Raw genomic sequence first — 15,233 nt, 5'->3', positions numbered from 1 at the left:
GTACCGGGAAACTGAAAATATTGCACCCTGCCCGCTTTTTAAATTAGCGTTCGCTGGTCACAAGGATATGCTGTTCGGCAAAGGCATTGCGCAGCTGGCGGGCAAAGGCCAGTGCATGTGCGCCGTCCCCGTGTAAACAAACCGTTTCTGCCCGCACCCGCACCCACTCGCCGCTCAGACTTTGCACCTCACCGCGCGCGACCATGCCCAGCGTCTGGGCTATCGCCTGTTCGTCGCTGTCGACCAGCGCGCCAGGCTGAGAGCGCGGCACCAGTGAACCATCTGACTGATAGCCGCGATCGGCAAACACCTCTTCCCGGGTGCTCAGCCCCAGGGCCTGCGCCACGCGGATTGATTCGCTGTTCGCCAGCCCTACCAGCACCAGCCTGGGATCCACCGCTTTCACCGCACGGGCGATGGCGTCGGCCAGCGCGGGATCCTGCGCGGACTGGTTATAGAGCATCCCGTGCGGCTTAACGTGCGCCAGACTTCCCCCTTCACTCTCCGCCATCGCCTTCAGTGCGCCAATCTGGTAAACCACCTGGGCGTAAACGACCCCGGGCGGCAGCCTCATACGCGTGCGGCCGAAATTTTCACGATCGGGGAAGCTGGGGTGGGCGCCAATCGCCACGCCACTGGCCAGCGCCCAGCGCACGCTTTGCAGCATGGTCTCTGCATCACCCGCGTGAAAACCGCAGGCAATGTTCGCAGAGGAGACCAGCTGTAGCAGGGCGTGGTCGTTGCCGCACCCTTCGCCGAGATCGGCGTTTAAATCAACCTTCATGTGCTAACCCCCAGGCCATCTGATCGAGTGAGCGCTGACGTTCGCGTTTTGCCTGTAGCGCCTCTTCTAACGTGCAGTGAACAAAGTGGATCGGTTCACCCAGCCGGATCTGCGCAAGGTGATAAAGATCGGCCTCGATCACGCAGCCAATACGGGGATAGCCGCCGGTGGTCTGCGCGTCGGCCATCAGCACAATGGGCTGACCGTTGGGTGGAACCTGAATGACGCCGGGCATCAGCCCGTGCGACAGCATATCCCGCGTGGCGATGCGTTTAAGCGCCCTGCCCTGCAGGCGATAGCCCATACGATTACTCTGCGGGTTAAGCTGCCAGCCGGTCCGCCAGAAGGCCGCCCGGCTCTCCGGGCTGAACTCATGAAATTCAGGGCCAGCCATGGCGCGGATGCGGTTGCCAAACAGCAGCTGACGAACGCCAGCCGGCTTGCTAAAGCGCTGCTGCGGTACGGCCTGCGGCAGCAGGTCGCCCTCTTCGAGTTTTCTCCCCCCGAAGCCGCCAAAGCCCGCTTTAACATCCGTGCTGCACGAACCCAGCACTGGCAATATGTCAAAGCCGCCGTCAAGCGCCAGATAGCTCCGCATACCGCGCTGCGGCATTTTTAGCGTCAGGCGCTGACCCTTCCTTACCGCCGTACGCCAGCCGGTCCACACCGGCTGGCCGTCAATATCCGCACTGCATCCCGCCCCGGTAAGCGCAATCCAGCCGTCGCGCCCGAACTCTGCACAAAACTGCCCCAGGGTTATCTCCAGCACGGCGCTCTGCCGGGGGTTGCCCACCAGCATATTGGCCGTTTCCATTGCCGGATGATCTAATACGCCCCCGACGCTGATGCCAGCGTCCCGCCAGCCTGTCCGTCCCGCATCCTGTAGCGTTGTGCTCATTCCGGCGCGAATAATCTTCAGCATATGCCCTCCTTTTGCGGGATAAATCGCACGCTGTCGCCAGGCCTGAGCCAGGTCGGCGGCCGGTTTTGCGGATCGAACAGCGCCACCCCGGTATGGCCAATCAGCTGCCATCCGCCCGGCGTGGACAGAGGATAGACGCCGGTTTGACTGCCGCCAATACCCACCGAACCGGCCGGAACCGCCACGCGCGGCTCGGCGCGACGCGGCGTATGCAACCGGTTATCCAGCCCGGCGAGATAAGGGAAGCCCGGCTGGAAACCGATAAAGAAGACCTGATATTCCGCAGCGGCGTGCGCCTCCACCACCTGCTGCGGGCTAAGGCCGCTGTGGCGCGCCACCACCTCGAGATCGGGGCCAGCCTGGCCACCATAGACCACCGGGATCTCGATTCGACGGGTTGCCAGCTCCAGCGCTTCGCTCTTCTCCCACCAGAATTGCATCCATTCAATCGCATCCGGCGCCGTGCTCTGTGGGTCGCTAAGCAGTACCGTAATGTTGTTCATTCCCGGTATCACCTCTGTGACTTCAGGGCGAGCGCTGAGCGTGGCCGCCAGCCCCCAAATGCGCTGCTGGCTGCCGAGTGAAACCGGCGGCGCCAGCTCAAGCACTACCGCGCGCTCGCCTAACAGGTAACAACGTGCTTGTTGCAAAACGCCCTCCTGACCCGCAATGCGGCTTTTTTCTCATTAAGGCAAACAGTTATGCGTAAATGTGATTAAGGTGTCAACAAGGCGTGTATCTGTCGTTACTGCGATGAGGGTGAGATAAGCGGTTTTGCGCGGAGCATTGAGGCGTATAACGGGCGACGGCACGCCGCCCGGTTTCATCAGGCGGGATTGGCAATATCAATAAAGGTGACGTCCAGGCCATGTGCCTCTGCAAGCCACTCACCCAGCGCCCGGATCCCTGCACGTTCCGTCGCGTGATGCCCCGCAGCAAAGAAGTGCAGGCCCTGTTCACGCGCGCTATGGATGGTTTGTTCAGAAACCTCCCCACTAATAAATGCATCCACGCCAAAGGCGGCGGCATCGTCGATAAATCCCTGCCCGCCGCCGCTACACCAGGCCACGCGGCGGATAAGCGCGGGCGCATTATCGCCACAGTGAAGCGGCTCACGGCCAAGAACCTGAGCGATGCGGGCAGCAAGCTGCTCTCCGGTCAATGGATCCTGCAATTCACCCCAGGGAACCAGCGGCAGAACGTCGCCTTTGACGGTGATGCCCAGCAACCTCGCCAGCTGTGCATTATTCCCCAGTTCGGGATGCGCATCTAAAGGCAGATGCCAGCCATAGAGATTGATATCGTTCGCCAGCAGCGTTTTCAGGCGGTTTCGCTTCATGCCTTTGATGGTTGGCGCTTCGTTTTTCCAGAAGTAACCGTGGTGTACCAACACCGCGTCGGCACCCAGGCGCACGGCTTCGTCGAGCAGCGCCTGGCAGGCGGTCACGCCGGTGATAATTTTAGCGATCGCTTCCCGACCCTCAACCTGAAGTCCGTTGGGGGCATAGTCGCTAAAGCTCGCAGCGTTGAGTTTCTGATTAACAAGGTGTTCAAGCTCTGTATTACGCATAGTCATTCCCGATTATCTTATTTTCGCGCGGCCTCATAGGCATCAAGGGTCTGCCTGCGCGCCTCTTTATGATCAACAATCGGGACCGGATAATCCAGCGTGACATTATACTTTTCCGCCCAGCTGTGCGGCTGATGGATCCATTCGTCAGGCACCTCTTTCAGGGCGGGCAGCCACGTACGGATAAATTCGCCCTGCCGGTCAAAGCGTTCTCCCTGGGTGGTGGGATTAAAAATGCGAAAATAGGGTGCGGCGTCGGTCCCCGTCGACGCGGCCCACTGCCAGCCACCATTATTCGAGGCCAAATCGCCATCAACCAGCTGCGACATAAAGTAGCGCTCGCCTTCCCGCCAGTCGATCAGCAGATCTTTGATCAAAAAGCTGGCGACGATCATTCTCAGGCGGTTATGCATCCAGCCCAGCTTATTCAGCTGGCACATGGCAGCGTCAACAATTGGGTAACCGGTTTTTCCCTGTTGCCAGGCGGCAAAATGCGCGGGATTATTCTGCCACCTGACGCCGCGCGTCCAGGCAATAAAGGGCTGATAGCGGCACAGTGAAGGGTAAGCGACCAGCAAATGGCGGTAAAACTCACGCCAAATGAGCTCGTTCAGCCAGACAAATTCCCGGCCGCCGTCAAGCGCCTGAGGGTGCTCCGTCAACAGGCGGTGCAGACACTGGCGGGGAGAAAGTACGCCGGTGGCCAGATAGACTGACAGGCGACTGGTGCCATCCACCGCCGGAATATCCCGGTTATCGGCATAATCGGTAACCGTCTGCTGGCAGAAATGCCGCAGGCGCGCAATCGCGGCGTCCTCTCCGCTGGGGAAAAGGGTTTCATCAACCTCCTCGAAGGGGTAGTTAAAGGGCGTCAGCGCGGGCACATCCCGCAGCGGCGCACCCGCGCGCGCGGCCGGTGCGGAAACGCACTCCGGCAGGCCAGCATGCAGACGCTTGACAAAGGCACGACTGAAGGGAGTGAACACCTTATACATATCGCGATTGCCGGTCAGTACGCTACCGGGAGGCAGCAGCAGGCTGTCATCAAACCCCTGTGAAACCACACCAATATCAGACAGCTCACGCTCGACCGCCGCATCGCGGTTGCGTTCGTTGACCTCGTACTGATAATTGTAAAACATGCGTCCGACCTGATGCTGCTGGCAAAAGGATTTCAGAACCTCAATCGAGGCGGTAAAGTCATCGCACTCGACAGAGTGTAGCGGTATGCCCTTTTCAGCCAGCGATCGTTGCACGTCCTGAAGACTGCTAAAAATAAATGCCGCCTGTCTGGGGGACATTGAGTGTGATTTCCACTGGACGGGCGTGGCAATAAACAGCACCAGAACCCTGGCATCAGCATCGCGGCAGGCCGCATTTAGGGCGTAGTTATCGTGGATGCGCAGATCGTTACGCATCCAGACCAGATGGGTGACCATGAATCTCCCTGATAAGTTTAGTGACCGTAACGCAGTCGAAGCGCTTCCGGATAGGGTTCAAAGTAGCGCTGCTGCACGAGATAAGGATCGGGAAACTCAGACATGTAGTGCTTTAACAGCGTGATAGGTGCCAGCAGCGGCTGAAGCCCCTGCCGGTAGTGATCAATCAGTGAAGCCAGCTCCTGACGCTGCCTTGAACTCAGCTGGGGCCGGAAATAGCCCTGAACATGCATCAGAACGTTAGTGTGGTTGCCCCGCGTGGCCGGATGTTTCAGCAGATCCATCAGCCGCTGGCGATATTCAAGGGCATACTCCTCCAGTGAACTCCAGCTTTCAATGGCCGCAACAAACCGCCCCAGTTCACGGTATTCCGCCTGAGAATGTGCCAGCAGTGACAGCTTATAACGACTGTGAAAAGCGATGAGTTTGCCGCGGGTCAGCCCACTCCGCCACAGCGCATTAAACTCATGCAGGGTATATACGCGTTCGACAAAATTCTCACGCAGCGGCGCATCCTGTAACCGGCCATCCTCTTCAACGGGCAGCCATGGGATTTGGCGCATCAGCTCACGCGTAAAGACGCCGACACCCTCTTTACGATTATTATTGCTGTCCGGCTGATAAACCCGAACGCGTTCCATGCCACAGGTCGGCGACTTGGCACAGACGATGTAGCCGCATAAGTGCTGTAGGTTAGCCACTCGCTGTTCGGAATAGTGCTGCATTTTTTCGGTAACCGGCTCGCCGTGGCCGTTACTGAATGCCAGCTCCGTTTTACTCTCCGCGATATCGATCAGCCTTAACGCCGGGCGGGGAGCAGGCAGACCAATGGCCATTTCTGGGCAGGCCGGCTCGTAATGAATATAGGGAGCGAGTTCATCCGTAGCGAAGGTACATCGCTTATGTCCGCCGTCAAAACGGACTTTGTCGCCCAGCAGACAGGCACTGATGCCAACAGGAATTTTCTCGCTCATAGTTGTACAACCTCTAACTTCTTGTAGAAGTTTAAGTGTAGCCCAGTTGTACCAGTAAAGGCGAGAATATTAAGAATTACTGAATGAAGGGGGAAAAAAAACCCGCCGAAGCGGGTGAGATTAATAGAATTCGCAGCCAGCGGCTTCTGAGTTCGCCAGCCAGACCGGCTGGCTGCTGGTTTTAGACCAGACGCGATGGAGATAGCTGTAAAACCTCGAGCGGTCATGACGAAATAGCATGACCGGCAGTGCGATAAACCCAATGATAACCACCGCGATACGGCGCAGGATTATTCGATGTAAAGAGTAAGCGTGATAGAGCAGCATAAGCCCTCCCGACAGGCCAGCAAGATAAGAGAAGATTTGCCGAAAATAATACGCGTTATAGTGTAATTTTTCATCTCATCTGACCACTTTCAGCGATAAATCCTCTCTTTTATCCTCTCTGAACCGTAATAAAGTTACATTAAGGTTAATTAACTACACTTAATTAACCTTAATGTAACTTAAATGCCTTAATCCACTATTTTCGGCAGCATGACGTGCCGCGTCTGCCTTTACGGGCATCTGTGCACCCCCGGGAATAATTTGGTAGATTGAGAGCTATAGCTAAGCCGCAGAATGTTGGCATACGAATGTATTTATTGAGCGAGACAGCGTGACCACGATCCTGATTATTGAAGATGAAAAAGAGATCCGCCGCTTCTTACGCCTCGCGCTGGAGGGTGAAGACCTGCGCGTTTACGATGCCGATACGCTCCAGCGTGGCCTGATTGAAGCGGCCACCCGCAAACCCGACCTGGTTATTCTCGACCTTGGCTTACCTGACGGTGATGGCGGAGAGTTTATTCGTGAGTTTCGCCAGTGGAGCGCCTCCCCGATCGTGGTGCTCTCTGCCCGCAGTAATGAACAGGACAAAATCGAAGCGCTGGATGCGGGTGCTAATGATTTTCTGACTAAACCCTTTGGAGTGGGCGAGCTGATGGCAAGGGTGCGGGTCGCACTGCGCTATCGCGCAGACCCGAATCCGTCTGCACTCAGCCCGGAAGTGAGCTTTGGCGATGTCACGGTCAATATCGCCGATCGCCGGGTTACGCGGAACCAGCAGGATTTACACCTGACGCCGACTGAGTTTCGCCTGCTGGTGAGCCTGCTCAATCACGCCGGTAAAGTGATGACGCAGCGTCAGCTGCTGAATCAGGTATGGGGTCCGAATGCCGTGGAGCACAGTCATTATCTGCGCATCTATATGGGGCATTTACGCCAGAAGCTGGAAGCCGACCCGGCCAGGCCGCGCTATCTGATCACCGAAACCGGCATAGGCTACCGTTTTATGCCCTGAACGAAAAAAAGGCGCTACGAATAGCGCCTTTGTTGCGGTTCCACCCTGAATAATCAGGCGTTTTTCAGCACTTCACTGACAATCTCTACCGCTTCTTTTTCAATCTTCTCGCGATGCTCGGCACCGAGGAAGCTTTCACAGTAGATTTTGTACGCATCTTCCGTACCGGAAGGACGCGCAGCGAACCAGCCGTTCTCCGTCATCACTTTCAGACCACCAATTGACGCACCGTTGCCCGGCGCTGCCGTCAGGCGGGCGGTGATCGGGTCACCGGCCAGCGTATCGGCACTGACCATTTCAGGAGAAAGCTTCGACAGCGCCGCTTTTTGCGCCGACGTGGCGGATGCCTGCAGGCGATTGTAGCTGGGTGCGCCAAACCGCTGTGCCAGCTCATCGTAATGCTGCTGCGGGTTTTTACCGGTTACCGCGGTAATTTCTGCCGCCAGCAGGCACATGATGATGCCGTCTTTATCCGTTGACCACGGCGTACCGTCAAAGCGCAGGAAGGAGGCCCCTGCACTCTCTTCGCCGCCGAAGCCAAAGCTGCCGTCAAACAGTCCGTCGACGAACCATTTGAAGCCGACCGGCACTTCTACCAGCCTGCGGCCAATATCATTGACGACGCGGTCGATCATCGCGCTGGAGACCAGCGTTTTGCCGACGGCCACATCGCTACCCCACTGAGGACGATGCTGAAACAGGTAATTAATAGCAACGGCCAGATAGTGGTTCGGATTCATCAGCCCGGCAGGGGTAACAATGCCGTGGCGGTCATAATCAGGATCGTTAGCAAACGCCAGATCGAACTTATCCCGCAGCGCCAGCAGGCCCGCCATCGCGCTTTCAGACGAGCAGTCCATGCGGATCACGCCATCTTTGTCGAGGTGCATAAAGCGGAAAGTCTGATCCACTGAATCATTCACGATGGTCAGATCCAGCTTGTAGAACTCGGCAATACGCTGCCAGTAAGCGATACCGGAGCCGCCCAGCGGGTCGACGCCAATTTTTAGGCCTGCTTTCTGAATGGCCGGGATATCAATGATCTGTGCCAGACCTTCGATATAGGGCTGAATAAGGTCTTTTTCCTGCAGGTGCCCACTGGCCCATGCTTCATCCAGTGCGATACGCTTCACGCCTTTCAGTCCGTCCTGAATCAGCGCGTTGGCGCGGTCCTCAACGACTTTGGTAACGTTGGTATCGGCCGGTCCACCGTTCGGTGGATTGTATTTGATACCCCCATCTTCCGGCGGATTGTGTGACGGCGTAATCACGATACCGTCAGCCTGGGCGCCACCCGCTTTATTGTGCTCAAGAATGGCGTTAGAGATTGCAGGGGTTGGCGTATAACCATTATCCAGCTGCACGATAACGTCCACACCGTTAGCCGCCAGCACTTCCAGTACGGAAATGATTGCGGGTTCAGACAGCGCGTGGGTATCTTTCCCTACGTAGCAGGGACCGGTGATGCCATTCTTTGTACGCTCTTCAGCAATCGCCTGCGCAATCGCCAGAATATGCGTTTCGTTGAAGCTCTGACGCCCTGCACTGCCGCGATGGCCTGAGGTACCAAATTTCACCGCATGTTCCGCATTACCCGGATTGGGTTGCAGGACATAATACTGTGAAGTCAATTGTGCAACGTTAATCAAATCGCTCTGCTGGGCCGGCTGCCCGGCACGGGGGTGATTAGCCATGGGCGCTTCTCCCTGATTATCAGGTTATCAGTTAGAGGGTGCCGCAAACTTTGTCGATCAGCTCCGCCGGGAACTGCATCGACTGCATGATATGTTCAATCATGCTGCGTTTACGACCTGTGTTAGTGTTGGTGATCACCCAATACGGCGTGCCCGGAATATGCTGCGGCTTGGTATGGGTGCCGTTCTGTACCAGGGTTTGTTGATTACCCGCAAAGTAGACGCGCGTACGACCGAGCAGTGACTCGGTGCCTGTAGCAAATGCTTTGGGATCAAGACTGTACAGCGTCGAAAGAATCAGCATAAAGCGATTTACCGCTTTTTTCTGATCGGCATACTCATCGGACAGCAGCAGCTCACGTACGGCACGGACGCGATCCTGAGGACGCGATTGTACTTCCGCAGGTGCAGCACTTTTCGCCATCGCTGGCGGCGTTGCTGCGCCCTTTGGCAGCGGCTGACCGGCTGAGAATTTAAGCATACGCCGTAAAATGTCAGAGGCACTTTCACCAATATGCTGAGTGTGGCTGGCGATATAACGGTACAGCTCTTCGTCGACTTCGATAGTTTTCATCATGATCCAGTACGATTATTGCTTATAAGAGCCGCCCGGTGCCGTGTTACAGGGTTCGGTTACGCAGCACGGTTCACAGACCAGCTCTAACATGTGGATTATAAAGTTAAATCCTGCCAGGGTGTAGCGCCAGACCCCAATACAGGCAAAAGTCAGACTATGCCGCAAAAAGGTGGCCTGGAAGCCGTTTATCGTTTCGGCAGAAAAATGTGGATCCATGATACCCTAACCCCTCGTTTCAACTGTAAGAACTTTGCTATGAAATTGAATGCCCGCTTGCAAACCGAACAATCCGCTGCCGCGAATCTGCCCACCGTACTGATCCACGGCCTGTTTGGCAGCCTGGATAACCTTGGCGTACTGGCCAGAGAGCTGAAGGCGACGCGTCCGGTGGTCCAGATTGACGTACGCAATCATGGCCTTTCCCCGCGATCGGATGAGATGAGCTATCCGGCGATGGCGCAGGACGTGCTGGAGACGCTTGATGAGCTGGGGATCGCGCGTTTTGACCTTGTAGGTCATTCGATGGGCGGAAAAATCGCCATGGCACTGACGGCGGCCGCGCCGGAGCGGGCTGGCAAGCTGGTGGTAATTGATATTGCGCCCGTCGCTTACCCTGAACGCCATCATGACGCCATTTTTGCCGCACTGAACGCGGTGATGGCAGCGGGAATAACCACCCGCAGCGAAGCCGCCGCGCTGATGCGCCAGACAATAGAGGAAGAAGGGGTGATTCAGTTTCTGCTGAAGTCCTTTCACGAGGGGAGCTGGCGCTTTAACGTCAGGGCGCTGGAGGCCCGGTACCCAGAGATCATCGACTGGCAGCCGATCCCCGCCTGGCCGCATCCGGCGCTTTTTATCCGCGGCGAACGCTCACCCTACCTTGACGACAGGTGGCGTGACGCCCTGCTGGCGCAGTTCCCCCAGGCACGCGCACATGTGATTGCCGGTGCCGGACACTGGGTACATGCAGAGAAACCTGATGCGGTTCTGCGCGCAATTAGCCGTTTTTATGCGCGTTAGAAACAAATGCTCCCTCAAATTGTTAAATCGTTGTCGTCTCGACTTTCACTGGGGTATGATGGCGCGCTAAAATTTTGTCGCGGGTGAAAATCCCTTTGGCAACATGGCTCAATCCATCAGAACTCCAGCCTTCAGTACCACGATTCTATGGCAAAAGAAAACACGGACCGCACCACGATCGATCTCTTTGCAGACGAACGCCGTCCGGGACGACCTAAAACTAATCCGCTGACGCGTGATGAGCAGCTGCGCATCAACAAACGCAATCAGCTTAAGCGTGATAAAGTGCGCGGGCTTAAGCGCGTCGAGCTGAAAATCAATAGCGATGCGGTTGATGCCCTTAATCACCTTGCTGACCAGCGTAATATGAGCCGCAGCGAGCTGATTGAAGAGATGGTGATGGCGCAGTTAGCCAGCCAGAACCCCTGAAGCGGTGGTTATCTCGCAGTAAGGGACAGCTGAGGGCACAGCACAATGCGACAAAAGCAGGAGGATTACTCGTTTATCCCCCTGTTGCTGTCTGCTATCATTGCCGTTATCTTTTTTAAGTTAGCCATCTCATATCATTAAGTTTCAAGAGGTTATTAAACTCATGGCAATCGTAGGCATTTTCTTTGGCAGCGATACGGGCAATACCGAAAATCTTGCAAAAGTGATTCAAAAGCAGCTTGGCACAGACGTTGCTGACGTTCACGATATCGCTAAAAGCAGCAAAGAAGATCTTGAAGCCTTTGATATTTTGCTGCTGGGTATTCCCACCTGGTACTATGGCGAAGCGCAGTGCGACTGGGACGACTTCTTTCCGACCCTGGAAGAGATCGACTTCAACGGCAAGCTGGTGGCGCTGTTTGGCTGTGGCGATCAGGAAGATTATGCCGAGTACTTCTGCGATGCCATGGGCACCATCCGCGACATCATTGAGCCCAGGGGCGCGGTGATTGTCGGGCACTGGCCAACGGCGGGTTACCATTTCGAGGCCTCTAAAGGGCTGGCGGATGACAACCATTTCCTCGGTCTGGCCATCGACGAAGACCGTCAGCCTGAGTTGACCCAGCAACGTACCGAGCAATGGGTTAAACAGATTTTTGACGAGCTGCAGCTGAAAGAGATTCTTGAAGCCTGAGTGCAGCGGCCTGATGTGGGCGTTGTCTCATATCGGGCCAGTGGTTTTACCTGTAGAAGTAATAGGTACATCTTTGTAATTTTCATCTGCAAATCTGTAAAATATCGCCATCGGTCACCTCACTTATTCAGCGTTCCTCGCTCAACGAGCGATAAGAGTGCTGAGCAAAATGTTAATCCCGTTTTTATTGGGCGTTTGCTTTCCTGGACGTATCGGGTTCTCAACTTTACATCCCACAGCGGTTGCGCATCCCACTCGTGGTTTCCATTTTGAAGTATCAGTTCTATAATGAGACGCACCTAGCTTTCTGCGTCGACCGATGTTTAAGGCTTTTCAGCCACTTAGTGACTAGCAAAGTAACAGGACAATATCCGCATGACTGACAACAATACCGCATTAAAGAAGGCCGGCCTGAAAGTCACGCTTCCCCGACTGAAAATTCTGGAAGTGCTTCAGGTACCAGAGAGCCATCACGTCAGTGCGGAAGATTTATATAAACGCCTGATTGATATGGGCGAAGAGATTGGGCTGGCAACGGTCTACCGCGTACTCAACCAGTTTGATGATGCCGGGATTGTAACGCGTCATAACTTTGAAGGCGGCAAGTCCGTATTCGAACTGACTCAGCAGCAGCATCACGACCACCTGATCTGTCTGGACTGCGGAAAAGTGATTGAATTCAGCGATGAGTCTATCGAGACACGTCAGCGTGATATCGCTACCCGCCACGGTATTAAACTCAGCAACCACAGTCTTTATCTTTACGGCCACTGTACCACAGGTGACTGCCGTGAAGACGAAACGCTTCACGACAAATAATCTTCCGCGTTGCTCAACATAAAAAACCGGTGATCACCACCGGCTTTTTTTTACGCTTTTTTCAGACTTCCTCCACCCTGCTGTAGCGTTTGCCGTCGGCGCTGACCGCGCGCACCAGGACGTTGCCCTCCTCAACCTGCGGTTTGGCCGTGGCCTCATAGCGCTGCCAGCTTTTGCCTGCATCAACGCTGTACTCAATGGCGATGCCAGGCAGCGCGATATTCGCCTCCAGCATTCCGCCAATAATACGCGCGCCCGGTACCGGGATGCGGTACTCAATTCCCCGGCGATCCAGCTTCGACAGCTCGCGTTGACCCAGCAGGTTGGCAAAACGCTGCCACTCTTTCAGCTGAGTCTTACTATCGACAAAATGCGTCTCGCCCCGGGTAAAGGCTTTTCCTGGCTGGTAATCCTGCTCCCAGCCCGCGCGGTGCCATGCTCGCTCCGCCACGGCCAGCAGACGCGGAAACATCATATATTCCATCTGTCCGTCAGTGCGTACCGTCTCGCTCCACAGCTGGGCAGAGAGTCCGGTAGCACCAGGCCAGGGCTTGTCGGATTTTGCCGTAAAGGTTTTCCCGTCGCGATCAAACGACATTTCTGCATTCTGCGGCAGGTTATCCGGCACAAAGCTGAACATTTTGCGCTCGTCGCTGAAACGGGTTCCCCAATAGTAGCCCCGCTCAAGCGGATTAACTTCATTGGGGAAATCGAGATAGACGTAGTCCGGGTTGGAGACGATCACCTCGTAGCCCTTGTTGGCCCAGTCGTTAGCGCTGTCATACCCTCCCCAGTAAAGCGTATCCCAGAAATTCACCGCCACACGCTTCGTGGCGAAGGCACCCGCATTTTCAGCATCCTTCAGGCCATCCTGCCACGCCTGCATTTTCTCTATGCCGTGCGCATTGACCTGCCTGCTAACTTCCCGCGCAAAATAGCTCGGGAGGTGATCAAGGTCAGTTATTTTTCCCGCTTTGATCATCGCCTGACAGACGGAGGATTTTGCCCAGGGTTTATCTTCCTTGCGCATATCCAGCCTGCCTTTACCTTCTTCGGGCTTCTTCTCATCGGTATAGCCTGCGCCAAGACGAATATTTTTCGCTTCATCACCGCCAAAATGCCAGGCCTTCATTGGCTGTCCCGCCGCCAGATGCATCGCCTGGATTTCACTAATCACCTTGTCGGTAAAGCGCAGCGAGGATGTCAGGCAGGGATTGAGATAGCTGGTACGATCGTAAAGCTGGACGGAGGTGGTATTGGAGTCGTCGGTGGGATCCACCAGCCGGTATGCCTCCGCGTCGGCCTGTTTCCCCCCGGCCATCAGGCGGGCATAGCGTGCCTCCATCGACACCACCGCCGCCCGGGCATGCGCAGGCATATCAATTTCCGGGATCACCTCAATACCCCGGGCCCCTGCGTATTTGACGATATCAATATAGTCCTGGCGGCTGAAATGCCCGGAGCCGTTATTATTACTGAAAGGCCCCGATCCCAGCTGTGGCAGCAGGCAGGTTTTCTCGCTGAGATCGTGGCAGCGCTTACTACCTACATCGGTCAGCTCTGGCAAACCGGGGATCTCAATACGCCAGGCTTCATCGTCAGAAAGATGGAAGTGAAAGACGTTCAGCTTCCAGGCCGCCATCTGATCCAGCAGCCGTAAAATCGCCTCTTTGCTATGAAAATTACGGGCAACATCGAGGAATACTCCACGATAAGGGAAACGCGGTGCATCGGCTGCTTTCAGCGTCGCAATTTTGAGGCCGTCAGCGGGGATCAGCGACAGGATCGACTGTACGCCATTCATCACGCCGCGCTGATCGAAGCCGGTCACCTCCGCCAGGGCTTCGCCAATGGTTAGCTGATAGCCGCCCGGGATGGACTGCTGTTTCCCCAGCGCGCTGGCAGCAATCCGGGTCTTGATGGTATAGCCATTAGCCCGTTCCTGAACGCCCAGTAAACTGAAACGCTGACGCAGTGCATCGGCCTGATCGGCCGATAACGTGGCGAAATCGAACCTCACGCCCGATGACAGGTCGGCGTCCCCACTGTAGATCTCCACGCTCATCGGCGTAGGTACAATATGCCCGCGCAGAGTTTGCGCCGGGAGCGTGGCCACGTCGCTATTTTTAGCAAAGCGGCTGGCCGCGTTCATCAGCACGTTTTTGTCATCCGGCGTGCGCCGCCATTGATCGCCAAAAGGCTCGACGAAGCGGGACAGCTCTTCCGTATCCGTTATGGCGATGATTTTTGGGCTGGCGTTGCTGGAGGTAACATACCAGCGTGGCATCACGTCGGTGATAAACAACTGCCAGTACTCATTGATAATCGGAATATCGACCGATGCACCGGCGGCAAAGCCGGTGAATTTGTCCGTCGGCTCAAGCCGGGTCAGGTCGCCGACGACGTGCACCATGCGAAACTGATCGCTATCGACCTTAAGCGTTTTATGCACGTTGGACATGTAAATGGCCCAGTCTTTACTGTTAATGGCCCCGCCTGGGTTGGTTAAGGTGAGGGTGGCCCGGTTGCAGGAAGCCCAGTCAGCGCCCAGCGCGGCGCAGTCCACGCCATTCTGGGCAGCATGGTTATCGGTCACCTTATACTTAACCCCAAACTGACTGATCCTGTCGACCAGCTGCTGATCCGCCAGCACACCCGTGCTGCCGAGCGCTGATATCAGCGCCGCCGCGATCGCACTTTTGTACATTTTCATTATTTCACCTGTTCCTTCTGGTTTTTATGTTCAATCTCTTCAGACAGCCTGCCACAGCGATCCTGAACCTCATCGCCGCCGCCCATCTGCTCTGCATCAAGACAATGCTGATAGTCCCGCGCCGGAATGCGCTCAGGGCTTGGCGCAGGGCCTGACGAGCAGGCGGCTAACACCAGCACGCTGGCGATGAGCAGTAATATTTTTTTCATTTCACACCTCCGTGGTTTTCTGGCGGGGCCTCTGCCCCGCCTGCGGA

General features: G+C 55.9%; 16 protein-coding genes. 5 read left to right on the top strand and 11 right to left on the bottom strand.

The genetic code is table 11. The annotated features are described in order from the left end of the window. Positions 1-43: 43 nt before the first annotated feature. The 7 genes from pxpA to A1830_RS04400 all read right to left on the bottom strand — a co-directional run bounded on the left by pxpA (position 44) and on the right by A1830_RS04400 (position 6,016). Positions 44-784 (bottom strand): 5-oxoprolinase subunit PxpA, encoded by a 741-nt coding sequence (gene pxpA, locus A1830_RS04430; RefSeq protein WP_067702365.1) that lies wholly within the window; start codon positions 782-784, stop codon positions 44-46. Beyond that, positions 774-1,706: a 5-oxoprolinase subunit PxpC gene (pxpC, locus tag A1830_RS04425; protein WP_067702363.1), complete on the bottom strand. Its 933-nt coding sequence runs from the start codon at positions 1,704-1,706 to the stop codon at positions 774-776. The genes pxpA and pxpC overlap by 11 nt, the downstream gene beginning before the upstream one ends. Beyond that, complete coding sequence (pxpB, locus tag A1830_RS04420) at positions 1,700-2,356, bottom strand: 5-oxoprolinase subunit PxpB (protein ID WP_067702360.1); 657 nt, start codon at positions 2,354-2,356, stop codon at positions 1,700-1,702. The genes pxpC and pxpB overlap by 7 nt, the downstream gene beginning before the upstream one ends. 176 nt (positions 2,357-2,532) lie before the next feature. Further along, positions 2,533-3,276 (bottom strand): type 2 GTP cyclohydrolase I, encoded by a 744-nt coding sequence (locus A1830_RS04415; protein WP_067703653.1) that lies wholly within the window; start codon positions 3,274-3,276, stop codon positions 2,533-2,535. Between the two features lie 17 nt (positions 3,277-3,293). After that, positions 3,294-4,715: a deoxyribodipyrimidine photo-lyase gene (gene phrB, locus A1830_RS04410; protein WP_067702357.1), complete on the bottom strand. Its 1,422-nt coding sequence runs from the start codon at positions 4,713-4,715 to the stop codon at positions 3,294-3,296. Between the two features lie 17 nt (positions 4,716-4,732). Next, a complete protein-coding gene (locus tag A1830_RS04405; RefSeq protein ID WP_067702354.1) occupies positions 4,733-5,689 on the bottom strand; it encodes a YbgA family protein in 957 nt (318 codons plus the stop codon). A 120-nt stretch (positions 5,690-5,809) separates the two neighbouring features. After that, entirely contained in the window at positions 5,810-6,016 is a 207-nt protein-coding gene (locus A1830_RS04400; RefSeq protein WP_067702351.1) for a YbfA family protein, read from the bottom strand. A gap of 331 nt (positions 6,017-6,347) precedes the next feature. Here A1830_RS04400 and kdpE point away from each other — a divergent pair, with 331 nt between their 5' ends. Continuing rightward, positions 6,348-7,031 (top strand): two-component system response regulator KdpE, encoded by a 684-nt coding sequence (gene kdpE / locus A1830_RS04395; protein ID WP_067702348.1) that lies wholly within the window; start codon positions 6,348-6,350, stop codon positions 7,029-7,031. A gap of 53 nt (positions 7,032-7,084) precedes the next feature. On the opposite strand, the gene pgm is transcribed toward kdpE, so the two are convergent. After that, the gene (gene pgm / locus A1830_RS04390; RefSeq protein WP_067702344.1) at positions 7,085-8,725 is read right to left on the bottom strand and encodes a phosphoglucomutase (alpha-D-glucose-1,6-bisphosphate-dependent); all 1,641 of its coding nucleotides are present in this window, start codon (positions 8,723-8,725) and stop codon (positions 7,085-7,087) included. Between the two features lie 31 nt (positions 8,726-8,756). Then, a complete protein-coding gene (seqA, locus tag A1830_RS04385; protein ID WP_067702341.1) occupies positions 8,757-9,299 on the bottom strand; it encodes a replication initiation negative regulator SeqA in 543 nt (180 codons plus the stop codon). Between the two features lie 258 nt (positions 9,300-9,557). Here seqA and ybfF point away from each other — a divergent pair, with 258 nt between their 5' ends. The 4 genes from ybfF to fur all read left to right on the top strand — a co-directional run bounded on the left by ybfF (position 9,558) and on the right by fur (position 12,264). Continuing rightward, entirely contained in the window at positions 9,558-10,322 is a 765-nt protein-coding gene (ybfF, locus tag A1830_RS04380; protein ID WP_067703651.1) for an esterase, read from the top strand. Between the two features lie 147 nt (positions 10,323-10,469). After that, the gene (ybfE, locus tag A1830_RS04375) at positions 10,470-10,751 is read left to right on the top strand and encodes a LexA regulated protein (protein WP_067702338.1); all 282 of its coding nucleotides are present in this window, start codon (positions 10,470-10,472) and stop codon (positions 10,749-10,751) included. Positions 10,752-10,914: 163 nt separating this feature from the next. After that, the gene (gene fldA / locus A1830_RS04370) at positions 10,915-11,445 is read left to right on the top strand and encodes a flavodoxin FldA (protein ID WP_067702335.1); all 531 of its coding nucleotides are present in this window, start codon (positions 10,915-10,917) and stop codon (positions 11,443-11,445) included. 375 nt (positions 11,446-11,820) lie between these two features. Continuing rightward, on the top strand, positions 11,821-12,264 hold the full coding sequence (gene fur, locus A1830_RS04365; protein WP_067702332.1) for a ferric iron uptake transcriptional regulator: 444 nt from the start codon (positions 11,821-11,823) through the stop codon (positions 12,262-12,264). A 61-nt stretch (positions 12,265-12,325) separates the two neighbouring features. On the opposite strand, the gene A1830_RS04360 is transcribed toward fur, so the two are convergent. Both A1830_RS04360 and A1830_RS04355 read right to left on the bottom strand, forming a co-directional pair. Next, positions 12,326-14,977, bottom strand: a complete 2,652-nt coding sequence (locus A1830_RS04360) for a beta-N-acetylhexosaminidase (RefSeq protein ID WP_067702329.1) — start codon at positions 14,975-14,977, stop codon at positions 12,326-12,328. After that, on the bottom strand, positions 14,977-15,186 hold the full coding sequence (locus A1830_RS04355) for a lipoprotein (protein ID WP_067702326.1): 210 nt from the start codon (positions 15,184-15,186) through the stop codon (positions 14,977-14,979). The genes A1830_RS04360 and A1830_RS04355 overlap by 1 nt, the downstream gene beginning before the upstream one ends. Positions 15,187-15,233: the final 47 nt, after the last annotated feature.

This window comes from Erwinia sp. ErVv1, assembly GCF_900068895.1.
In the GTDB taxonomy this organism is placed as follows: Bacteria; Pseudomonadota; Gammaproteobacteria; order Enterobacterales; family Enterobacteriaceae; genus Erwinia.
This window is presented reverse-complemented; position numbering and strand designations above follow the sequence as displayed.